19 protein-coding genes and 2 tRNA genes are annotated in these 20722 nt (G+C 74.1%); 11 read left to right on the top strand and 10 right to left on the bottom strand.

The annotated features are described in order from the left end of the window. Positions 1 to 47 precede the first annotated feature (47 nt). Positions 48 to 1370 carry a tetratricopeptide repeat protein gene (locus ACQKM2_RS08300; protein WP_427707588.1) on the top strand — a complete coding sequence of 441 codons (1323 nt, stop codon included), beginning with the start codon at positions 48 to 50 and terminating at the stop codon, positions 1368 to 1370. A gap of 150 nt (positions 1371 to 1520) precedes the next feature. Here ACQKM2_RS08300 and ACQKM2_RS08295 read toward each other — a convergent pair whose 3' ends face one another. Then, on the bottom strand, positions 1521 to 1862 hold the full coding sequence (locus ACQKM2_RS08295; RefSeq protein WP_427707586.1) for a VOC family protein: 342 nt from the start codon (positions 1860 to 1862) through the stop codon (positions 1521 to 1523). 43 nt (positions 1863 to 1905) lie between these two features. Continuing rightward, positions 1906 to 2502 carry a histidine phosphatase family protein gene (locus ACQKM2_RS08290; RefSeq protein WP_362461802.1) on the bottom strand — a complete coding sequence of 199 codons (597 nt, stop codon included), beginning with the start codon at positions 2500 to 2502 and terminating at the stop codon, positions 1906 to 1908. Between the two features lie 98 nt (positions 2503 to 2600). Between ACQKM2_RS08290 and ACQKM2_RS08285 the strand changes: the two genes are divergently transcribed. The 4 genes from ACQKM2_RS08285 to ACQKM2_RS08270 all read left to right on the top strand — a co-directional run bounded on the left by ACQKM2_RS08285 (position 2601) and on the right by ACQKM2_RS08270 (position 7426). Next, the gene (locus tag ACQKM2_RS08285) at positions 2601 to 3863 is read left to right on the top strand and encodes a hypothetical protein (protein WP_427707584.1); all 1263 of its coding nucleotides are present in this window, start codon (positions 2601 to 2603) and stop codon (positions 3861 to 3863) included. Then, positions 3851 to 5422, top strand: a complete 1572-nt coding sequence (locus tag ACQKM2_RS08280) for a hypothetical protein (protein ID WP_427707581.1) — start codon at positions 3851 to 3853, stop codon at positions 5420 to 5422. Before ACQKM2_RS08285 ends, ACQKM2_RS08280 begins: the two co-directional genes overlap by 13 nt. Then, the gene (locus ACQKM2_RS08275; RefSeq protein WP_427707578.1) at positions 5419 to 6753 is read left to right on the top strand and encodes an AAA domain-containing protein; all 1335 of its coding nucleotides are present in this window, start codon (positions 5419 to 5421) and stop codon (positions 6751 to 6753) included. Before ACQKM2_RS08280 ends, ACQKM2_RS08275 begins: the two co-directional genes overlap by 4 nt. Before the next feature lie 85 nt (positions 6754 to 6838). Next, positions 6839 to 7426, top strand: coding sequence for a hypothetical protein (locus tag ACQKM2_RS08270; protein ID WP_427707576.1), 588 nt, complete (start codon positions 6839 to 6841; stop codon positions 7424 to 7426). Between the two features lie 42 nt (positions 7427 to 7468). On the opposite strand, the gene ACQKM2_RS08265 is transcribed toward ACQKM2_RS08270, so the two are convergent. Genes ACQKM2_RS08265 through ACQKM2_RS08255 form a run of 3 tightly spaced genes read right to left on the bottom strand, consistent with a single transcriptional unit; the run spans position 7469 to position 9017 of the window. Then, positions 7469 to 7885 (bottom strand): GNAT family N-acetyltransferase, encoded by a 417-nt coding sequence (locus ACQKM2_RS08265; RefSeq protein WP_427707574.1) that lies wholly within the window; start codon positions 7883 to 7885, stop codon positions 7469 to 7471. A gap of 42 nt (positions 7886 to 7927) precedes the next feature. Then, positions 7928 to 8506, bottom strand: a complete 579-nt coding sequence (locus tag ACQKM2_RS08260) for an SMI1/KNR4 family protein (protein WP_427707572.1) — start codon at positions 8504 to 8506, stop codon at positions 7928 to 7930. A gap of 16 nt (positions 8507 to 8522) precedes the next feature. Next, entirely contained in the window at positions 8523 to 9017 is a 495-nt protein-coding gene (locus ACQKM2_RS08255) for a MarR family winged helix-turn-helix transcriptional regulator (protein WP_427707571.1), read from the bottom strand. Positions 9018 to 9153: 136 nt separating this feature from the next. On the opposite strand from ACQKM2_RS08255, the gene ACQKM2_RS08250 reads away from it, so the two are divergent. From ACQKM2_RS08250 to ACQKM2_RS08235, 4 genes are all read left to right on the top strand, one after another. Then, entirely contained in the window at positions 9154 to 9711 is a 558-nt protein-coding gene (locus ACQKM2_RS08250) for an NADPH-dependent FMN reductase (protein ID WP_427707569.1), read from the top strand. 72 nt (positions 9712 to 9783) lie between these two features. Continuing rightward, positions 9784 to 10131: a hypothetical protein gene (locus ACQKM2_RS08245; protein WP_427707567.1), complete on the top strand. Its 348-nt coding sequence runs from the start codon at positions 9784 to 9786 to the stop codon at positions 10129 to 10131. Positions 10132 to 10289: 158 nt separating this feature from the next. Next, complete coding sequence (locus ACQKM2_RS08240; RefSeq protein WP_427707564.1) at positions 10290 to 10883, top strand: bifunctional DNA primase/polymerase; 594 nt, start codon at positions 10290 to 10292, stop codon at positions 10881 to 10883. Then, positions 10874 to 10947: transfer RNA gene (locus tag ACQKM2_RS08235), tRNA-Lys, on the top strand. The genes ACQKM2_RS08240 and ACQKM2_RS08235 overlap by 10 nt, the downstream gene beginning before the upstream one ends. Before the next feature lie 84 nt (positions 10948 to 11031). Here the strand turns inward: ACQKM2_RS08235 and ACQKM2_RS08230 are convergent. Further along, the gene (locus ACQKM2_RS08230) at positions 11032 to 12231 is read right to left on the bottom strand and encodes a M6 family metalloprotease domain-containing protein (protein WP_427707563.1); all 1200 of its coding nucleotides are present in this window, start codon (positions 12229 to 12231) and stop codon (positions 11032 to 11034) included. Positions 12232 to 12642: 411 nt separating this feature from the next. Here ACQKM2_RS08230 and ACQKM2_RS08225 point away from each other — a divergent pair, with 411 nt between their 5' ends. Next, positions 12643 to 14478 (top strand): putative bifunctional diguanylate cyclase/phosphodiesterase, encoded by a 1836-nt coding sequence (locus ACQKM2_RS08225; protein WP_427707561.1) that lies wholly within the window; start codon positions 12643 to 12645, stop codon positions 14476 to 14478. 78 nt (positions 14479 to 14556) lie between these two features. On the opposite strand, the gene ACQKM2_RS08220 is transcribed toward ACQKM2_RS08225, so the two are convergent. Both ACQKM2_RS08220 and ACQKM2_RS08215 read right to left on the bottom strand, forming a co-directional pair. Further along, a complete protein-coding gene (locus ACQKM2_RS08220; RefSeq protein ID WP_427707559.1) occupies positions 14557 to 16251 on the bottom strand; it encodes a glycosyl hydrolase family 18 protein in 1695 nt (564 codons plus the stop codon). 266 nt (positions 16252 to 16517) lie between these two features. Next, the gene (locus tag ACQKM2_RS08215; RefSeq protein ID WP_427707777.1) at positions 16518 to 17723 is read right to left on the bottom strand and encodes an LLM class flavin-dependent oxidoreductase; all 1206 of its coding nucleotides are present in this window, start codon (positions 17721 to 17723) and stop codon (positions 16518 to 16520) included. Between the two features lie 263 nt (positions 17724 to 17986). Between ACQKM2_RS08215 and ACQKM2_RS08210 the strand changes: the two genes are divergently transcribed. Beyond that, positions 17987 to 18745: an IclR family transcriptional regulator gene (locus ACQKM2_RS08210; protein WP_007264223.1), complete on the top strand. Its 759-nt coding sequence runs from the start codon at positions 17987 to 17989 to the stop codon at positions 18743 to 18745. Between the two features lie 99 nt (positions 18746 to 18844). Here ACQKM2_RS08210 and ACQKM2_RS08205 read toward each other — a convergent pair. Together ACQKM2_RS08205 and ACQKM2_RS08200 are read right to left on the bottom strand one after the other, a co-directional pair. Further along, positions 18845 to 18918, bottom strand: a tRNA-Lys gene (locus tag ACQKM2_RS08205). Positions 18919 to 18994: 76 nt separating this feature from the next. Beyond that, on the bottom strand, positions 18995 to 20701 hold the full coding sequence (locus tag ACQKM2_RS08200; RefSeq protein ID WP_427707557.1) for an AMP-binding protein: 1707 nt from the start codon (positions 20699 to 20701) through the stop codon (positions 18995 to 18997). Positions 20702 to 20722: the final 21 nt, after the last annotated feature.

Here is a 20722-nt window from a genome sequence, read left to right as displayed (position 1 = left end):
CCTGCTTCCTGCGGGAAACCCGGGATCGTCCAGAGAGGCACACGTCGATGGCGGCGTCCCCCCACTCACCCAACTCCTCCTTCCGCCGACTGCGCGGACAGCACTCCCCCGCCGAGTTCGCGGCCATGGTCCGCCGCGCGGCCCGGGAGATCGGCGAAACGGTTTCCTGCGACGCCCGCTACATCGGCCGGGTCGAGTCGGGCGAGATCCGCTGCCCCAACTACGCCTACGAACGGGTCTTCCTCCAGATGTTCCCCGGCCGCACCCTGGCCGACCTCGGCTTCTCCCCGCGCGAGGCGGTGCGCGGCCGGGGGGCGCAGCGCGCGCTGCCGGCGCCGCCGGTCTTCACCCACCTCGTCCAGCGTTCCAAGGAGAACGACGTGCTGCGCCGCGCGTTCATGACGGGCGGCTCCGCGACCGTGGCGGCCGCGACGCTCAGCCTCACCCTGCTCGGCGACGCCCGCAGGATCCCCTCCCGCGCCGGGGAGGCCGAGGCCGCCGCCGTCGAGGACGCGGTGCGGCAGATCCGGCTGCTCGACGACCGGCACGGCGCCGACGCCCTCTACCGGCGGGCGGCCCAGCCCCTGAAGACCGCGTACGCGCTGCTCGACGCGGGGGCCACCCGGCAGTCCACCGAGGACCGGCTGCACGCGGGGGCCGGGGAGCTGGCCGTCTCGGTGGGCTGGCTGGCGCACGACTCGGGCCGCTTCGAGGACGCCCGCTCGCACTACGCGGAGGCCCTGGCCACCGCCCGGGTCTCGGGCAACGCGGCCCTGGAGGCGCACGCCTTCAGCAACATGGCCTTCCTGGCCCGGGACCGCGGCCGCCACCGCGAATCGGTACGGGCCGCCCAGGCGGGCCGGCGCGCGGCCCGCTCGCTGGGCTCACCGCGGCTGCTGGCGCTGCTGGCCCTGCGGGAGGCGGGCGGCTGGGCGGGCCTCGGGGACCGCAGGGCGTGCGAGGAGTCCCTGGCCCGGGCGCACGCGGACTTCGCGCGGGGCGAGTCGGCCGCCGACCCGGAGTGGATGTCCTTCTTCGGCGAGGCCGAGCTGGAGTCGCTGGAGTCCCGCTGCTGGGCCGCCCTCGGGGAACACGCCCGCGCGGCCCGGCACGCCCGGCGGGCGGCGGACCTCCAGGACCCGCACTTCGCGCGGAACGTCGCCCTCTACACGGCGGAGCTCGCCGACGACCTGGCCCGGGCGGGCGCGCCCGACGAGGCGGCCTGGGCGGGCGGGCGGGTCCTGGACCTGCTGGCCGAGGTCCGCTCGACCCGGATCCGGTCGATGCTGGCGGGCACGGCCCGCACCCTGGTCCCCCACCAGCGCTCCCCGCGCGTCGGCGCGTTCCTGACCCGGCACGCCCAGACCTGACGCTCCGCGGGTGGGCCGGGAGGGCCGGCTGCGGGCCCGGGTCACCGGCCGGCACGGCCGGGGCGCTCCCGGGGAGCCGTCGTCCCTCGACCGCGGGTCCGCTGTGGCCGGTCGCGCAGTTCCCCGCGCCCCCGCCGGGGCGCGCCCCGGTCAGGGTCCGGCGTACTCGAAGACCCCGCCGTCCGGGTGGCGCAGTACGGCACGGCGGCCGTTGGGGGTGTCGGCGGGCACGGCGATCACCTCGGCACCGGCCGCGGCGGCCTCGGCCACCGCGGCGTCGAGGTCGGCCACGGTCAGCGTGGCCGCCACGGCGGCGAACCGCCCGGCGACCTCGTCGGGTCCGCTGAACAGCAGGAACGGCCCGGTGCTCGCCAGCTCCAGGCCGGCGAAGGCGAACCGGGCGACCGGCTCGCCCGTGAGCTTCGCGTAGAAGCCCACGGCGTCTTCGAGGTCTGCCACGCGCCGCCGCAGCACCACAGATGAGATCGTCATACCGGAATCATCCCAACCCTGGCCGCCCGCAACGGAGTTGGGGTCAGCCTTCCAGATGGCCCGTGTCGTTCCAGCGTTCCAGCGCAGGGGCGCCGTAGGCCCAGCCCAGGACCGAGAGGGAGGTGGGGTCCAGGCGGATCCGCGCGCCGAAGGAGGCCTCGAAGCCGAGCCAGCGGGCGGCCAGGGTGCGCAGGATGTGGCCGTGGGCGAAGACGAGGACGTCGCGCTCCGCCGCGCGGGCCCAGGCCACGACCTCGTCGGCGCGCGCCGAGACGTCGGCGACGGACTCGCCGCCCGGGACCCCGTCGCGCCAGATCAGCCAGCCCGGCCGGACCGCCTGGATCTCGGCCGGGGTCATGCCCTCGTAATCGCCGTAGTCCCACTCCATCAGCGTGTCCCAGGGATCGGCCTGGGCCCCGAAGCCGGCCAGGTCGCAGCTCTCGCTCGCGCGGACCAGCGGGCTCGTGCGCACCTCCAGGCCGCGCAGGCCCGCCCAGGGTTCCCGGGCCAGGCGTTCGCCGAGCCGCTTCGCCCCCAGCCTGCCCTCCTCCAGCAGCGGCACGTCCGTGCGTCCCGTGTGCTTGCCGAGCAGGGACCATGCCGTCTGGCCGTGGCGGGCCAGCAGGATGCGGGGGGCCATCTGTGTTTCTCCCGGTCCGTGGGGGTTCACCGTCCGTCCATCATCCCCGACGCGGCCGCAACGGCGGGGACCGGACCGTTTCCGCCGTATGACCACGATTGTCAGTGGCGGATGGGACACTTCCGCCCGTGAGCTCCTACCCGCCCGACGGCCCGCCCCAGACGACACTGCGGCAGCGGCTCGCCGACCTGCGCGGCCCCGCCGTGCCGCCCCGCCCGCTCGACGCGCGGGCGCTCGCCGCCCTCGCCGCCAATCCCGGCTGCGGCAGACGGGCCCTGCTCGACGGCGCCGGGGTGGACAAGACCGCGCTCGCGGCCGCGCTGGGCTCTCCCGCCTCCTTCGGGCAGTCGCAGTTCGCGATCGTCCGCGGCAACTCCTTCGAGGCCCGGGTCAAGGGCGACGGCGGAGCGGAGCTGCTGCGGCTGACGCACGCCCGCCTCGGCGGCGGGGCCGAGCCGCCCGGGCCGGACTCCCGGGTGCCGGACCTGACCGCCGCGGGTCCCGAGGGGCGTGCCGCGCGGACGGCGCTGGCCCTGCGGGAGGCCACCGCCGCCGGGACGTGGACGCTGCTGGACCATCCGATGCTGGCCCTGGAGGTGGCGGGCACCCCCGCGTACCTGGAGCCCGACGCCGTCGTGGTGCACCCCGACGGCCGGTGGACCGTGGTGGAGATCAAGTCGTTCCCGATGATCGACGGGGCCGCCGACGCCGCGAAGGTGGGGGCCGCCGCGCGGCAGGCCGCCGTGTACGTGCTGGCCCTGGAGCAGACCGCCGGGAAGCTGGAGGGCGCCGAGGTCGGCCACCAGGTGCTGCTCGTCTGCCCGAAGGACTTCTCCAACCTGCCCACCGCCGCACTCGTGGACGTACGCCGGGAACGGGCGGTGACCCGCCGCCAGCTGGAGCGGCTGACCCGGGTGGAGGAGCTGGCCGAGGGGCTGCCGCAAGGGCTGTGCTTCGACCCCGCCCGGCCCGCCGCCGAGCTGACCGAGGCCGTCTCGGCGGTCTCCGCCGCCTACGCCCCCGAGTGCCTCGCCGCCTGCGAGCTGGCCTTCCACTGCCGGGAGCGGGCCCGCGACGCCGGGGAGCCGGCCGCGCTGGGCCGTTCCGTCCGGGGCGAGCTGGGCGGCCTGACCACCGTCGAGGCCGCCCTCGCCGCGGCCGCCGGAGCGGATTTCCGCCCCGGCCCCGGCCCCGGTGCCGGCCCCGGTGCCGGTCCCGACGCAGGTGCCGGTGCCGACGCCGGCACCGACCCCACCGCCGCCGCCCTGCGCGACGCGGCCCGGCTGCGCGCCGAGGCGCTCGCCTCGGCCGCCGCCCGACCCCCGTACCAGGCCCCGGAGACCCCCGAATGCCCCTGCTGAGCACCCTGGCCCGGCTGGAGGCGGTCCGCGCGGGCCGCGCCCAGCCGCTCGCGACCGTGCGGCACCGCCACCTGAGCGCCGAGCCGCTGGTCTTCGTACCGCTCACCACCGCCGGCGAGGCGGGCGCCCCGCTGGGCGCGATGCTGGGCACCGACCGGCACGAGCCGCGGATCTTCGTCATACCCCAGCCCCGCGACCGCGACCTGCGCTGGCGGTTCCTCGCCGACCTCGCCGTGCACGTCATGGCGTACGTGGACGGGTACACGGACGTCGTCGAGCCGGCCGAACGCACCGAGACCGACCCGGAGACCGGCAAGAAGGTCAAGGTCGAGGCCGAACTGTGCGTGGACGCCCCGCAGATCGTCGTGCCGAGCCGGGCGGGCATCGAGTACGTGCGCCTGCTGGGCCGCTCCATGCGGTTCCGCCGGACCGCCGAGGAGGACCCGGAGAACCCCTACCCGGCCCCCACCCAGGTGCCGCTGCTCGGCCGCTGGTTCACGCACCTCGCCGAACGCTCCCGCGTCCCCGGCTCCTCCATGCTGCTGTCCGCCACCGACCTGCTGGGCCGGCACTGGGCCACGGGCCAGAGCGACCTGGAGGACCAGCACCTCGGGGCGCTGCTCGGCTGGATCGACCCGCCGGAGGGCCTCTCCGGCGCCGAGTTCGCGCTGCGCGTGGAGCTCGCGCGGGACGCGGACGGCCAGTTGACGGTCCCGCCGGCCGGCCCGGCCACCGACCCGGCCTTCGACAACACGCTGCTCGCACCCGCGATCGCGAAGTTCGACGCGGCCCGGGCGGCCGACGCGGACGGCGGCGGGGACACCGCGCGCTTCGCCGAGCGGGCGGTCCGCCGGCTGGTCCTGAGCCAGATGGAGACCGCCTGGTGGCAGACCTGGGCGGCGGTCGACCTGATGCGCACCCTGCCGCCGGGCGAGCGGACCGAGGAGCGCTGGACCCGCGACCGCTGGTCCTTCACCGGCCACCGCGACCGGGTCCGGGCGGGCGAGCCGCCGCAGCCGCGCCGCGACGACGCGGTGACGGCCGCCCAGAAGCTGGCCACGCGGGAGACCGAGCAGGTGCGCCTCGACGCGCAGGAGGCGCTGGACGACCCGCTCGTCATGGCGGGCCGGCGGTTCGCGGGCGAGGCCTTCGCCGGCGAGGTCACCGAGGTGCTGATGGAGTGGTCGGAGGGCAAGCGCCCCCGGCCGCGCCCGCTGGTGACCGTGGCCACCGAGGACCGGCCGCAGCTCGCCGACGCGGGCGGCGGGAAGGTGTTCCGCTCGCTGGACGGACGGCAGCAGGCCTTCGAGTTCGTGCGGTACGAGGAGGACGGGCAGCTGGTGCTGCGCGTGCTCGACAAGATGGGCGCGGGCCGGGAGCCGGTGGCGGGCTCGGTGCCGGAGAAGGGCGACCGGGACTGCTGGACCCTGTTCGAGCACGACGCGCGCGGCGGCCCGAAGCTGCCGGACCCGGAGAACACCCCGTGGACGCACGGCGGCCCGCCGGGCTCCGCGACCGCCCCCGCCCTGGACGCCGTGACCGACGAGGACCTGCTGTGACCACCGCCTTCGACCCGGGCGCGGCCGCCGACCGGGCCACCGCCGCGATCCTCCACGACACCCTGCACGGCACCGACCGGGGCGTGGTGGTGGACTCCCCGCCGGGCGCCGGCAAGTCGACGCTCGTGGTGCGGGCGGCCCGGGAGCTGGCCGCCGCCGGGCGCCGGCTGATGGTGGTCGCGCAGACCAACGCGCAGGTCGACGACCTGGTGCTGCGGCTCGCCGAGAAGGACCCGGAGCTGAAGGTGGGCCGGCTGCACAGCAGCGACGGCGACGCCTACGACCCGGCGCTGCGCGGGCTCCCCTCGGTCACCCTGTCCGCCAAGCCGGCGGACCTGGCGGAGCTGCCGGTCACCATCTCCACGGCCGCCAAGTGGGCGTACGTGAAGGCCGACGCGCCGTGGGAGCACGCGATCGTCGACGAGGCGTACCAGATGCGCTCGGACGCCCTGCTGGCCGTGGCCGGGCTGTTCGAACGGGCCCTGTTCGTGGGCGACCCGGGGCAGCTGGACCCGTTCAGCGTGGTCGGCGCGGAGCAGTGGGCCGGGCTGTCGTACGACCCTTCGGCGTCGGCGGTCTCCACGCTCCTCGCGCACAACCCCGGGCTGCCGCAGCACCGGCTGCCGGTGTCGTGGCGGCTCCCGGCGACGGCGGCGCCGCTGGTCTCGCGCGCCTTCTACCCGTACTCGCAGTTCCGCAGCGGCACCGGCCCCGGCGAGCGGCGCCTCGCGTACGGGGTCGCGGGCGACGGTTCGGGCCCGGACCGGGTGCTGGACGAGGCCGCCGCGTCGGGCTGGGGGCTGCTGGAGCTGCCCGCCCGGCACACCCCGCGCACGGACCCGGAGGCGGTGGGGGCGGTCGCCCTGGTGGTGCGCCGGGCACTGGACCGGGGCGCGGTGACCTCGGACGAACGCTCCCCCGCCCCTGCGCCCCTGACCCCGGACCGCATCGCCGTCGGCACCGCCCACCGCGACCAGGCGGCGGCCGTCCGCACGGCGCTGGCGTCCCTCGGCGTCACCGGGGTCACGGTGGACACGGCGAACCGGCTCCAGGGCCGCGAGTACGACCTCACGGTGGTCCTGCACCCCCTGTCGGGCCGCCCCGACGCGACGGCGTTCCACCTGGAGACGGGCCGCCTGTGCGTCCTGGCCTCCCGGCACCGGCACGCCTGCGTGGTGGTGGCCCGGGCGGGGATAGCGGAGCTGCTGGACGACCACCCGTCGACGGAACCGGTCCAGCTGGGCGTGACGGTCAAGTTCCCCGACGGGTGGGAGGCGAACCACTCGGTCCTGGCCCACCTGGCCGAACACCGCGTCCGCTGGCGGCCGTAGGGGGCGCCGCAGGGCCGGAAATCAGGTGCTCCGCGTGGCCGGGACGTGCGAGCATCCGGGCCGGACTTCAAGGGGGTTGGGGCGCATGGGGCTCGACTACGGCTATCAGATCTACCTGCCCGCGCGGAACGTCGCCCGGGCGCTCGGCGAGCTCACCCGGCTGGCGCCGCCCACCGACCGGGTGCCGCCGCTGACGGTCACCCTGCCCGGCGGTGAGCGGGTCACCGTCCCGTTCACGTCCGGGTTCGGGAGCGAGCCGGTCGACTGCTCCGCGGGCGGCCGGCTCGACCTCGACACCTCGATCATGTTCGGTGCCGACGCCGCGGTGCGCGCGTACCTCGACGGCCGCGGCCTGGTGCCCGACGCACTCGGGAGGATGCAGGTCGGGTACGTCTACCTGACGGGGACGTTCGAATCGCCGCTCCACCCCCGCCACGCGCTGCTGGACTTCACCGCGGCCACTTCCGAGATGAGCCGGCTCTTCACGCGCTCGGCGAGCATCCGGGAGGCGTTCACCGGCCTCGCCGCCGCCTCCGGCGCCGTGTGCTGCCTGCTCGACACCGAGAGCGAGACCGCGCGGGCGACCTGGCTGAACGGCCGCCCCGTCGACGAAGCCGTTCCGGCCGTGTTCTCCGAGGGCTTCCACGACTTCGTGGCGACCTGGGACGACTGAGGGCCGGCCGGCCGGCCGACCGACCGGCCGGGGCGGTTACTGCTACTGCTCGCCGAACAGCATCCACTTCTCCACCGTCGCCAGCGGCGCGAAGCCGGCGCGGGCGTAGACCTCGTGCGCGTCGGCGGTGGCCAGCATGATGCGGCGCAGGCCGTACGGGGCCAGGTGGGCCTTCACCGCCTCGACGAGGGCGCCGCCGAGGCCCTTGCCGCGCGCGCCGGGGTCCACGTACACGTCGCAGAGCCAGGCGAAGGTGGCCAGGTCGGTGACGATCCGCGCGTAGCCGAGCTGGGCGCCCGAAGCGCTGTCGTACGCGCCGAAGTTGAGCGAGGAGCCGACGGCCCGGTCGTGGCTCTCGCGGCTGCGGCCGAGGGCCCAGTAGGCGTCCTCGGAGAGCCAGCGGTGGACCCGCTCGTTGTCGAGCCGGTCGGGGTCGGTGGAGATCTCGTAGCCGTCCATCGGGCCATCCAACAGCGTCCGCCCCGGCCGGGCCAGGGGGTTTCAGCTGGTGGGACCACCCCAGCCGGGCGGCAGCAGGTCCCAGGAGTCACGGCCGAGCCATTCCCCGAAGGTGGCCGGCCGGCCGCCGCCCGCGTGGTCGAGGGAGAGCGGGATGATGCGGTCGCAACTGGCGCGCCCGTCCCACCACATCGTGCCGGCCAGCGGCCCGGAGACCGCCAGCAGGGTGGAGAAGCCGCAGCCGTGCTCCTGGAGGCGCATCGCGCCCGCCGTCCGGCCGTCCTCGAACACTTCGCACTCCGCGTCCCAGGCGTTCCAGGCCGCCGTCATCTCGGCGGGGTCGTCGAAGTCCTCCTCCCGGGGCTCCGCCTCGCACAGCGCGATGTCGGCCGCCGCGTAGGAGTCGGGGTGCGGGAACGGCTCGGGCAGCAGGTCGCGGCGCAGGTGGTCGTCGCCCGGCCAGCGCCAGCCGTCCTCGGTGCGCACCACGCCGAACCCGTCGGGGTCGGGGCCCCGCAGGTAGGCGCGGTACTCGGCGGGGAAGCGGACGTGGAGCGCGCGCTCGGCGTCGGCCACCTCGTCCTCGGTCAACGGCGGCCGCAGGGTGGCGGGTCGGTGCATGTGGCGAGGGTACGGCCTAGCCGTCGTAGCCCTTGCGGGTGATGCCGAAGTGGCGGCGGAGGGTTTCGCCGGCGTCGGCGAGGGCGTCCAGCTGCTGCGGGGTGAGGACGTCGATCAGGTGCCGGCGTACGGATTCCACGTGCAGCGGGGCCGCCGCGGTGATGGTGTCGACCCCTTGGCCGGTGAGCACCACTTCGGCGCCGCGGCCGTCGCCCTCGACCTCCTCGCGGGTGACGAGGCCGCGCTGCTGCATCCGGCTGATCTGGTGCGAGAGGCGGCTGCGGGACCACTGCATCAGCACGGCGAGGGCGCTGATCCGCATGCGGTGGCCCTCGGTCGAGCCGAGGGCCGACAGGACGTCGTAGTCGGCTTCGGAGAGGGCGCTGTCCGTGGTGAGGTCCCGCGCGATCTCCGCGTCGACGAGGGGGAACATGCGGCGCCAGGCGTACCAGGCGTGCCGTTCGGACTCGGTGAGCCAGCGGGGGTGGGCCGGCTCGGGGGCGTCGGTCATGGGTGCAGACTACCCAGTTTGGTGACACATCAACCATGTAGTTGACATATCACGAGCTACCGATTTCCCTAGGTGACACGTCAACAACCAGACTGCGGACCGCACACCGCAACAGACCCAACGGGAGTTCAACACCATGACCCGACTGCTCGTCATCTCCGCCGCCACCCGCCCCACCTCCTCCGGGCGCCCCGTCGCCGAGTGGGTCGCCGGCCAGGCCCGCGACCACGGCGCCTTCGAGGTCGCCCCGGTGGACCTCGCGGAGCTCGCACTGCCCTTCCTGGACGAGCCGGAGTACGCCTCCACCGGCAACTACGCCCACCAGCACACCCGCGACTGGAGCGCGATCGTCGACTCCGCCGACGCGGTCCTGTTCGTCCTGCCGATGTACAACGGCGGCTTCACCGCCCCCTTCAAGAACGCCGTCGACTTCCTCTACCGCGAATGGCAGGGCAAGCCGGTCGGCCTGGTCAGCTACAGCGCCGGCGGCACCGGCGGCGCCCCGGCCGCCCGGATGCTCCTGCCGGTGCTCACCCAGCTCGGCATGCTCCCCGCCGAGCGCTCGGTGGCGATCGCCGGCATCAACGGCCTGGTGGGCGCCGAGGGCTTCAACGCGCCGGAGGGCCTGGCCGCCGAACTGGCGGGCGTCCTGGACGACGTCGCGGCGCTGGTGAAGGAGCCCGTGGCGGCCTGACTCCCGGCACCCTTGCGCGACGCTGGACAATGGAGGGTGGCCCAGGATCCGGAGCGCAGCAGGAGGACACGCATGGCAGAGCCCGAGCGGACCGAGCGGAGGCAGCGGCCGGCTCCGCTGCTCTTCGAGCCCTCGGAGGCCGCCACGGACCCGGAGCACTTCTTCGACCTGGAGTCCATCGAGGACCCGCGCGAGCTGTTGGCCCGGGCCACCGAGCTGACGATGGCGTTCCGGGCCGCGCAGGACCGGGCGGTGGAGTTCCAGGCCCTGGCGGCGGCCCAGCTGGCGGACCCCCGGCGCTTCGACCGGCTCCCGCCGGAGGCCATCGCCGCGATCGCGGAGTGGACCGAGGACTACGCCCGCAAGATGATCGAGTTCGGCGAGGACCTCCAGCGCGGCACCACCCCCGACACGGTCTAGCCGTACGGGATACGGGACACAGGGCGCGGGCGGCGGGGCCGGGAGGTCGCGGGGCCGTGTGGCATATGCGCGGCGCAACATACCCCAGGACCGCCCACCCTGTCCCGGTTTTCGGTAACTCCGCGAAATGGTCACACTACGCCGGGTACATCTGGCATATGACGACCCTGACGACGGCCGCCGGCTGCCCCGCCCTCGACGGCCCCGACGCACGCACCGCGCCCGCGACCCAGGTGACCGCGCAGGGCGCCGCCTGGCTGGCCTCCGCTTCGGCGCACCCGGGGGAGACCCTCGCGGCCTGGGAGGCGCGGCCCGCCTCGCCCGCGGCGCTGCCCTGCGGGACCGCGTTCGACGTCGTCAACGTTCCGCTCGTGCTCGGCCGCCGGATGCTCGACCTGCTCTGGGAGCGGGGGCCCGGATCGGGACCGGCCGCCGTCCACCGCGGCCGGATGCTGCTCTTCGCCGCCCCCGGCACCGCCCAGCGGCTCCCGGCACTGCTCGCCTGGGAGGAGTGGGGCCCGGCCGCCCCGGCCCCGCTGTGCCACGGCCACGGGGACGCCGTCACCGTGCCGCCGCTGGCCGCCGCCCCCGGGCCGTCGCGGTGGCTGGTGGCCCCGGACACCCGGCTGCCCTGGCTGCCGGGGCCGGACTCCCTGCTCTGGGCGTTCCTGCACGCCGTCCGCGGCCCGGTATCGATTTTTGGTTCGGCCGAAACGCCTGCTAATGTCTACGACGTCAGCAGGCGCCGCTAGCTCAGTTGGTTAGAGCAGCTGACTCTTAATCAGCGGGTCCGGGGTTCGAGTCCCTGGCGGCGCACAGACGGGAGAAGGCCCCCGCTCTTCGGAGCGGGGGCCTTCTTCGTGTGCGCGGCGTGCGCACGGCGTGCGCGCGGACGGCCCCTCAGGTCGTGATCTTCACCGTGTAGGCGCCCGACTGGGTCCGGTCCGCCACCTCGATGGTGATCCGCTCCCCCGGTACCGTGAAGGTCTCCCCGACCTCCAGCGGCGCGTCCGCCAGCGGCGGGTACACCGAGCGGTCCCAGCAGGCCTCCGTGCGGGGGTGGCCGTCGAGCACCTCGATCGGCCCGCCGCCCGAGGCCGCCTCGTTGCGGACCCGGTAGACCAGGACCCCCTCCGTGCAGGTGTCCCCGTCGTTGCCGGCGGAGCCCCGCGCCTCGACCGCGATCGCGCTGCCGGGACCCGTACGGATCACCGCGAGCCGGGTGCCGCCCGTGCCGCCGGGCGGCGGGGCCTGCGACAGCGGCTGGAGGGTGTGCAGCGAGGTGCCGGACCGTACGCAGTCCACCTGGGCGGGATCCAGCCAGCCCAGCTTCCACTTGTGCCAGGCGAACAGGTCCGGGGACATCCCGAACTGGCTTCCCATGACGTCCCAGTCGCCGACGTACGTGTCCCAGTCGCCCTTGCCGTCCGTCGGGCGGTGGTAGAGGTCGGGCAGGTCGAAGACGTGCCCGGTCTCGTGCGCCAGCACGTTGCGGTCCGGCGGGTGCCGCTCGAAGACGGTCACGATCCGCCGCAGCTCCGCGCCGTCCGCGACGATCGGGCGGTCGAAGTTGACGACCTTGGTGGCGTCGGAGTCCACGCCGGGGGCGCCCGGGTCGGCTACGAAGTACACGACGTCGTACGCGCTGAAGTCGACCAGCGGATCGGCGGCCGCGACCGCGTCCCGCAGGTAGGCGGCCCGGTCCTCGGGGGCCCAGTCGCGCTGTATCCCGTACGCGGTCGCCGGCCGGGGCATCCGGATCCACCGCTCCTGCGGGTGCGGGACCAGCCGGAACCGGCCGTAGGAGGCCCGCTCGAAGAAGTCGCTGGTCGCGGGGAAGTAGTCGGCCGTCAGCTCCCGGGGCGTCACGGCGGCGCGGTGGCCCGGGAAGGAGAGGAACACCATGACGGCGTTCAGGGTGCGCTCGGGCTTGGGGTAGGCGGCGTTCCAGGTGTCCACGCCGAGGGAGTGGTGGGCGGCCGTCCGCGTCAGCGCGCAGGGCCCCGCGGCCGTGCTGTCGGCCGCCACCGCCGGCCCCGCGACGAGCGACATGGCGGCGAGCGCCGTCAGAGAGGTGAGCGCGGCGGCCGTACTTCGCATGCGGGAGCGGTCCACTCCCCCGGGTGTCTGCTCTCGCCGCACATCGACCTCCCGGTGGTGGATTCGTCCCGTCCCATCCACCTTGAGGCGATTGTCTGACTAATGTCCTGTTCCGGTGCCCCACATGAGTGAGCGATGCGGCAAGCCGGTGACCCCCGCCTTTGACGCCCGTCGCTACAGAACGTCACGTTCGATCACGTGAGAACAGTCGCCGTCACCAGGCGTTCACAGGCGTGCGCAAACGGTCGCCCGACTGCTGTCCGACACCCCGTCAGCACCTCCCCCCGAAGGCGTCAGCACGGCGACGGACCCGGCCCCGCACGGCGACGCCGCTGGATAGGGCCTCCCGGCAGCCTCTATGATCGGCACACTTTCCTGCGCGGACACTCACGAACACAGCGGGAGCGAACGGTGAGCGGAACCTCAGACGAGACCGGTTCGGCGGCCGAGAGCATCCGTCCGACCCTTACGGAGCGTCACCCCGCGGTGCCTGTCGTGCCCGAACCCCGCGACTACCGCGCCGCCTTCGACGCGGCCCACCTCGCCATGGCCGTCGTCGGCCGCAGCGGCGAGGTGATCGCCGCCAACCGGGCCCTGGCCGCCCTCCTGGGTGCCGAGCCGCACGCCCTCGCCGGGCAGTGCGCCGCCGACCTGGTGGACCTGGCGGCGGAGGCGCGTACCTGGCAGGCCTACCAGGAGGTGCTGCGCGGACGGCAGGCCCGGCTGCGCTGCACCCGCCGCCTCAAGCACCCCGACGGGCACTCGCTGTGGACCGAGGTCACCCTCGGCCCGGTGACCGGCACCCCGGACGTCCTGCTGTCCGTCGCCGACATCAGCGACCGGCGCGACCTCCAGGCCCGGCTGCGGCACCTCCAGATGCACGACCCGGTCACCCGGCTCCCCAACCGGGCGCTGTTCTTCGAACGGCTCTCGGCCGCCCTGGAGGCCTCCGCCTACGGCACGGGCGGCACCGGCCGGATCGGCCTGTGCTACCTGGACCTCGACGGCTTCAAGGCGGTCAACGACACCCTGGGCCACCGCGTCGGCGACCGGCTGCTGACCGCCGTGGCGGCCCGGCTCACCCAGTGCGCCGACCAGTCCGGCTACGGCCGCTCGGGCGGGCACCTCGTCGCCCGGCTCGGCGGCGACGAGTTCGCCCTGCTGGTCGAGGACTCCACCGGCACCGAGCAGCTCGCGGACCTGGCGCGCAGCGTACTGGCCGCCGTGCAGGAGCCCTTCGACCTGGCCGGGCAGCGGCTGTCGGTGTCCGCGTCGATCGGCGTGGTCGAGCGGGACGCGGCCGGCACCTCGGCGACGGGGCTGATGCAGGCCGCGGACACCACGCTGTACTGGGCGAAGGCGGACGGCAAGGCCCGCTGGACCCTCTTCGACCCCGAGCGCAACGCGCACCGGATGACCCGGCAGGCGCTCTCGTCCAGCCTGCGCCCGGCCGTGGAGCGCGGGGAGTTCGAGCTGGAGTACCAGCCGCTGGTGGACCTGGAGAGCGGGGTGGTGCGCGGGGTGGAGGCCCTGGTCCGCTGGAACCACCCCCAGTTCGGCATGCTGACGCCGAATCGGTTCATCGGGATCGCCGAGGAGGACGGCTCGATCGTGCAGCTGGGGCAGTGGGTGCTGCGCACGGCGTGCCGGCAGGCGCGGCGCTGGCAGATCGAACAGCCCAGCGACTCGCCGGTGTTCGTCTCGGTGAACGTGGCGGTGCGCCAGGTGTGGGACTCGGACCTGGTGGGTGACGTGGCGGAGATCCTCGCCGAGACCGGTCTCGCCCCGCAGCTGCTGCAGCTGGAGCTGACGGAGTCCGCGGTGATGGGGTCGGCCGGCCGGCCGCTGCAGGCGCTCCAGGCGCTGAGCGACATGGGCGTGCGGATCGCCATCGACGACTTCGGGACCGGCTACTCGAACCTGGCCTACCTGAGCCGGCTCCCGGTGTCGGTGCTGAAGCTGGACGGCTCCTTCGTCCGCGGCTTCCGCTACGAGGAGGGCACCCACCCGAACCCGGCCGACGAGACCATCGTGGAGGCCCTGGTGCAGCTCGCACACCGGCTCGGCCTGACCGTCACCGCCGAGTGCGTGGAGACGGCCGGGCAGGCGGCCCGGCTGCGGCGGGTCGGCTGCGACACCGGCCAGGGCTGGCTGTACTCCCGGGCCGTGGCACCCGAGCGGATCGCGGAGATGATCGCGCCGCCGCCGGGGGCCCGGTTCGCGACGGGGACCACGCAGACGCCCTAGGAGACCGGAACCGGGACCGCCCCGCCCCTCGGGAGGAGGGGCGGGGCGGTTCGGCGCTCGGCGCGGGGTGGGGGGAGATCAGCAGGCGCCGAGGTCCTTCCAGACACCCCATTCACCGGTGGTGCCGGGCACCTCGTTCTGCGTCCACCACTGGGCCTTGTACTTGCGGCCGTTGTGCGACACCTCGTTGCCGGCGGTGTAGACGGTGCCCTGGACGTAGGCCGGGACGTTGCCGCAGCCGGTCGGGGGCGTCGTCGGCGGAGTCGTCGGCGGCGTGGTGGGCGGAGTGGTGGGAGGCGTCGTCGGCGGGGTGGTCGGCGGCACGGTGGTCCCGCCGAGGGCGTCCGAGATCTGGTTCAGCAGCGTGGTGTTGTTGTCCAGGCCGAGGAGGGAGTACATCATCGCGCCGGCCAGGCCGCGCTGCTTGCCGTAGTCGACCCGGGCCTGGATCGACTTCTGGTTCAGGCCGGTGAAGAACTCGCCGTCCTTGTAGAAGTAGGAGGCCTTCGCCTGGTCGTCCCAGTAGGTCGTCGCCGGGTTGTCGACGATCCCGCCGAGCTCCTTGTAGTTGGCGATGCCGGCCTGCTGGCTGGTGGGCCGGGCGCCGGAGGCGCCGGTGGCGGGCTGGGCGAGGCCGTTGTTCGCCCCGGCGGGAACGCCCTTCCAGCCGCGGTAGTAGAACTCGTAGCCCAGGGTCAGCTTGTTGGCGGGGAAGCCGCCGGTGATGCCGTAGGCCGGGTTGCCGTCGATCCAGGAGTCGATGGCGTTGTCGATGCTGTACTTCTGGGTGCCCGGGGCGATCGGGTCGGTCGGGTCGTTGGTGCCGGAGTACAGCGGGGACTGGTGGTACGTCGGCCCGTCGCCGTCCCAGGCGCCGTGCATGTCGTACGTCATGATGTTCGCGTAGTCGAGGTACGCGCCGATCTTGTCCGTCTCGATGTACTTGATCTTGTCCTGGCCGGCCGGGAGGGCCGAGGTCAGCAGGTACTTCTTGCCGCCGTTGGCCTGGCCGTAGGCGTCGAGCTGCTCGCGGAACTCCTTGAGCAGGAGGGTGAAGTTCTGCTTGTCCTCGGGGGCGTAGTGGTTGCCGAGGTGGCCGCCGGACGAGCCCGGGTACTCCCAGTCGATGTCGATGCCGTCGAAGATCCCGGCCGCGGTGCCGGGGCCGCCGTAGCCGTCGGCCTTGGGCAGGTTGCCCTTGATGTACTGGTCGATGCAGGAGGAGACCAGCTTCTTGCGGGAGGCGTCGGTCTTGGCCGCGTCGCTGAAGTACTTCGAGTACGTCCAGCCGCCCAGCGAGATGTTGATCTTCAGGTGGGGGTACTTGGCCTTCAGCTGCTTGAACTGGTTGAAGACGCCCACGATGGGCTGGTCCCACTTGTCGGCGACGCCGCTGACGCTGTCGGCCGCGCTGAAGGACTTCTGGTAGTCGGCGTACGAGTCGCCCGCGCCGTCACCGGCGTTGGGGTTGTTGTCGTCGCCCGCCGCCTTGTTCGCCTCGAAGCAGGTGAGGTCGGTGGGGTGGATGTTGCCGAACGAGTAGTTGATGACGTCCAGCTTCCCCGCTATGCCCCGGGTGTCGAGGTGCTTGGGGTAGAACGCGTTGCCGTACACGCTCCACTGGTCGTAGTAGGCGATCCGCACGCCGCCGGCCGCGGCGGTGGTGGAGGCGTCGGCGGCCTGGGCGGTGCCGAGTCCCGCGAAGGTGGCCAGCGCTCCGGCTGCCAGCGCGGCCGTGGCGGCGGCCGCGATGAGGGGTTTACGGATGTGCATGAACTGCCTCCGTGGGGGTGGGAGGGGAGGGCATCAGCTTTAGGTGAGAGAAGTGATAGCGATCACCCGCCGCCCCAGTCAATGGTTTGGACCAAAGAAGGACTAGACCACTCGGCGGCCAAATGCCCTAGTCAGAGACCTGAGGGCACAACAAAAACCGCCCGCCACCCCGGGTGACGAGCGGTTTAAGGTTCACTTAGGTCATGCTGCGGCAAGGTTTCGGCAACAAACCAGCCAAACGCCGTTCTTCGCGGATCCAGCCGCGCTCACCTCGCCGTCAAGGGCTCCGTCGGCATCCCGTACGCATTGGCAACGAGCCCGTAGGAGCGGATGCGGGCGGCGCCGCTGTGGGCGCTCGCGGTCAGCATCAGCTCGTCCGCGCCCGTCCGCTTCACCAGGGCGTCGAGCCCGGCGCGGACCTCGTCGGCGGTGCCGTGGACGATGTTGGAGAGCCAGGAGTCCACGAACTCCCGCTCCGCCGGCGAGAAGTCGTACGCCGCCGCCTCCTCGGGCGTCGGGACCAGCCCGGGCCGGCCGGTGCGCAGCCGGAGCATCGCCAGCGCGCCGGCGAGCGCCTGCGCGCGGGCCCCGGCCCCGGTGTCGGCGGCCAGCGCCGAGACGCCGATCATGGCGTACGGGGCGTCCAGCACCGCCGACGGGCGGAAGCTCTCGCGGTACAGCTCCAGCGCGGGCAGGGTGCCGGCGGCGGAGAAGTGGTGGGCGTACGCGAAGGGCAGGCCCAGCTCCCCGGCGAGGCGGGCGCTGAAGCCGGAGGAGCCCAGCAGCCACAGCGGCGGGCGGCCGGCGGGCCCCTGCACCGGTCCGGGCACGGCGTGCACGCGGGAGTACGGGTGCCCGTCGGGGAAGTCGTCGTCGAGGAAGCGGGTCAGCTCCGCGAGCCGCCGGGGGAACTCGTCCGCCGCCTCGTCCAGCCGCCCGGGCCCGCGCAGCGCGGCCGCCGTACGCGGGTCGGTGCCCGGCGCCCGGCCGAGCCCGAGGTCGATCCGGCCCGGGGCGAGCGCCTCCAGGGTGCCGAACTGCTCGGCCACGGCCAGCGGGGCGTGGTTGGGCAGCATGACCCCGCCCGAGCCGAGCCGGAGGCGGGAGGTGTACGCGGCGAGGTGGGCCAGGATCACGGCCGGGGAGGAACTGGCGACCCCGGGCATGGAGTGGTGCTCGGCGACCCAGTGGCGGTGGTACCCGCGGGACTCGGCCTGCCGGGCGATCTTGACGCTGGTGCGCAGGGACTCGTGGGCGGTGGAGCCGCTGCCGACGGTGACCAGGTCGAGCACCGACAGCGGTACGGGCGCCTCGCCGCGCGCGGTCCCGCGGACCGGGTCCTGGACGGGGTCCCGAACCGGGTCCTGTATCGGGTCCCGAACCGGGTCCCGAACCGGGTCCTGGACCGGTCCCCCTCGCGGATCCTCCGGCTGCCCGTCCGTGCGCCGGCCCGTGTCCCCGGTGTCGCTCATCGTCGCTCCCGTCCCGTCCCGCTCGTGCGCCCGCGGCGCCCCGTACGCCTCGTACGGCGTTCGTACGAAGAAGTCGAACGGGATGTGCTCGCCGGGCATTCCCGGCAGACCGGGGCATGCCCGTGCCAGTGGCATATGACATTCGAGTAGGCCCAGGCAGGGGGACTTGATTAAGCCATCAATCTCCTCAACACACGCTCCACGTGGGCCTCTTGATGGCTATCGTGGTAGAGCAAGCGGTAACAACCTGGTAGGGGGAAACCGTGGCGCTGAAGCCCGAGCCGACCGCGCCGTTCCACTCGGTGCAGTACGCCCTGCGCGTACTCGAAACGATCTCGCGGCACACCGGCGGTGTGACCGACGTGCAGATCGCGCGTGAGACCGGCCTGCCCGCGGTCCATCTCGCCCCGATGCTCCTCATGCTGCGGCGCGAAGGGTACGTGCTCCAGGTCTCGGACGGCGCCTACGCCATAGGGGACTCCCTCGTCCTGCTCGGCTCCGGCATGGACCGGCAGCAGGCCCTCCAGGAAAAGCTCCAGGACACGCTCGACAAGCTGCGGGACTCAGTCGGCGCGGCCGTCTACATCAGCCGCTACGTGGACGGCGAGGTCCGCATCACCCAGTTCGCGGACAGCCCCCGCACGCCCAAGGTGCACGAGTGGGTCGACTTCCGCTCGGCGGCCCACGCCAGCGCGGTCGGCAAGTGCCTGCTGACGCAGCTCGACCTGAACGGGCGGCGCGACCACCTCTCCCGGCACAAGATCGCCCGGCTGACGTCGAAGACGATCGTGAACGAGCGGATCCTGTTCTCCAAGCTGGACGCCCAGCCGGCCACCGTCCCCGTCCTGGACCTCCAGGAGTACGCCGTCGGCACCGTCTGCGCGGCCGTCCCGATCACGGCCGGCGCCGCCGTGGGCTGCCTCGCCCTGTCCATGCCCGTCGAGCACGCCCACCGGCTGCGCGCCGCGGCCGACACCCTGAACCGCAAGGCCGCGCCGCTGCTGCTGTCGCTCACGCTCTGAGGGATCCCGAGGCTCCCGAGGCTCCCGCAGGGTGGGCGGGACGGCCCGGAAAACACTTCGGGCGGTTCCCGGTGAACCGGAAACCGCCCGAAGGACAGGTGCGCCGCCAGGGACTCGAACCCCGGACCCGCTGATTAAGAGTCAGCTGCTCTAACCAACTGAGCTAGCGGCGCCTGCTGACAGAGAAAATACTACCTGCTCCCCGGGGGTGCTCCAAACCGGTATCGGGGGCACCGGACCGGCGACCCCTCAGCGGTCCAGCAGCTCCCGGCGGCCCTGGGCCTCGTACGCCGCCAGCAGCGCGGCCAGGTCCTCCCCGCCGAGCGGGCGGTAGGCGCCGCCGGCCCGATGCCAGACCGGGCCGGGGCCGAGGAAGCCGGCCCGGCGCAGGGCCACCCGGTGGATCTTGTTCGTGGCGGTGACGGGCAGCTCGTCGAGGATCCGGACGTAGCGCGGGGCCATCTTCGTGCCGAGGTCCGGCTGCGCGGCGAGGAAGGCGGTGAAGGCCTCCGGGTCGAAGGCCACGCCCTCCCGCAGGGCCACGGCGGCCATCACCTGGTCCCCCGCGACCTCGTCCGGGACCGCGTACACGGCGACAGCGGCCGCCGCCTCCCAGCGGGCCAGGACGTTCTCGATCACCGCGGCGGCCAGGTTCTCGCTGTCGACCCGCAGCCGGTCGTCGGTGCGGCCCGCGAAGTAGAGGAAGCCCTCGGGGTCCCGGAAGAAGAGGTCGCCGGTCCAGTACCAGCCTCCCCGGGTGCGGGCCGCCTCGGCGTCCGGATTGCGCCAGTAGCCCTCGAAGGGGCTCCGGCCCCGGTTGACGAGCTCGCCGATGGCCTCGTCGCCGTTGAGCAGCCGGCCCCGCGCGTCCAGCCGGGCCGGCGGGCACTCGCGGCCCGTGTCCGGGTCGACCACGGCCAGGTCGTCCCCGGGCGCGGCCCGGCCCAGCGCGCCCTCCGGGGTGCCGGGGCCGCGCTGGACGGAGGCGCCGCCCTCGGTGGCCCCGTACCCCTCGACCAGCCGGACCCCGAACCGTTCGGCGAAGCGGGCCGCGTCCACCGCGCCCGCCTCGGTGCCGAAGCCGAGGCGCAGCCGGTGCTCGCGGTCGTCGGGGCGGGGCGCGGTGGCCAGCAGGTACTGGACGGCCCGGCCGACGTAGGTGAAGTACGTCGCCCCGTAGGCCCGTACGTCGTCCAGGAACGCGGAGGCCGAGAAGCGGCGGCGCAGTGCGACCGGGGCTCCGGCGTGGAGGGCGGGCAGCCAGTCGGCGATCACGGCGTTGCCGTGGAAGAGCGGCATGCAGACGTAGTGCACGTCGTCCGGGGTGACCTGGAACTGCCGGACGAGCGATCCCCCGGCGGCGGCGAGGCGGCCCTGGCTGCAGACGGCCGCCTTGGGGGCGCCGGTGGAGCCGGAGGTGAAGTACAGCAGCAGCCTGGTGCCGGGGTCCGGGCCGCCCGGGCGCACGCGGGCCTCGCCGGGCTTCGCGGCGGCGTACGGGGCGAGCAGGGCCGCGTACTCCTCGGTGCCGGTCACCAGGAGGCGTACGCCGGGCAGGTCGAGGCCGCGCAGGAGGGGGAGGTGGGCGGGCTCGGTGACCAGAATCCGGCAGTCGGTGTGCAGGATGTCCCGGGCCAGCTCGGGGCCGCGCCGGGTGGGGTTGATCCCGGCGACGGCGGCCCCCGCGAGGGCCGCCGCGCCGAGCCAGGAGGGGAACTCGGGGGTGTTGTCGAGCAGCACCCCCACGTGCGGCTCCGCGCCCGCCGGCAGCAGGTCGGCGAGGAGTGCGGCGCGGGCGGCGGCCTCCTGGGCGGCCCGGTGGCGGCTGAGGACGACGGGTCCGGCGCTGTCGGCCGCGCCGGCCCCGTACATCAGTCCCGGCCGGTGGTCGCCCCACTGGCGCGCGACGAGTTCCGCGACGGTCTCGGCGGCATCGGGTGCTGTCGTGGTCCGCATGCCGCCGGAGGTTAGCTGACG

It is taken from the genome of Streptomyces sp. NPDC004126, assembly GCF_050275515.1.
GTDB lineage: Bacteria > Actinomycetota > Actinomycetes > Streptomycetales > Streptomycetaceae > Streptomyces.
This window is presented reverse-complemented; position numbering and strand designations above follow the sequence as displayed.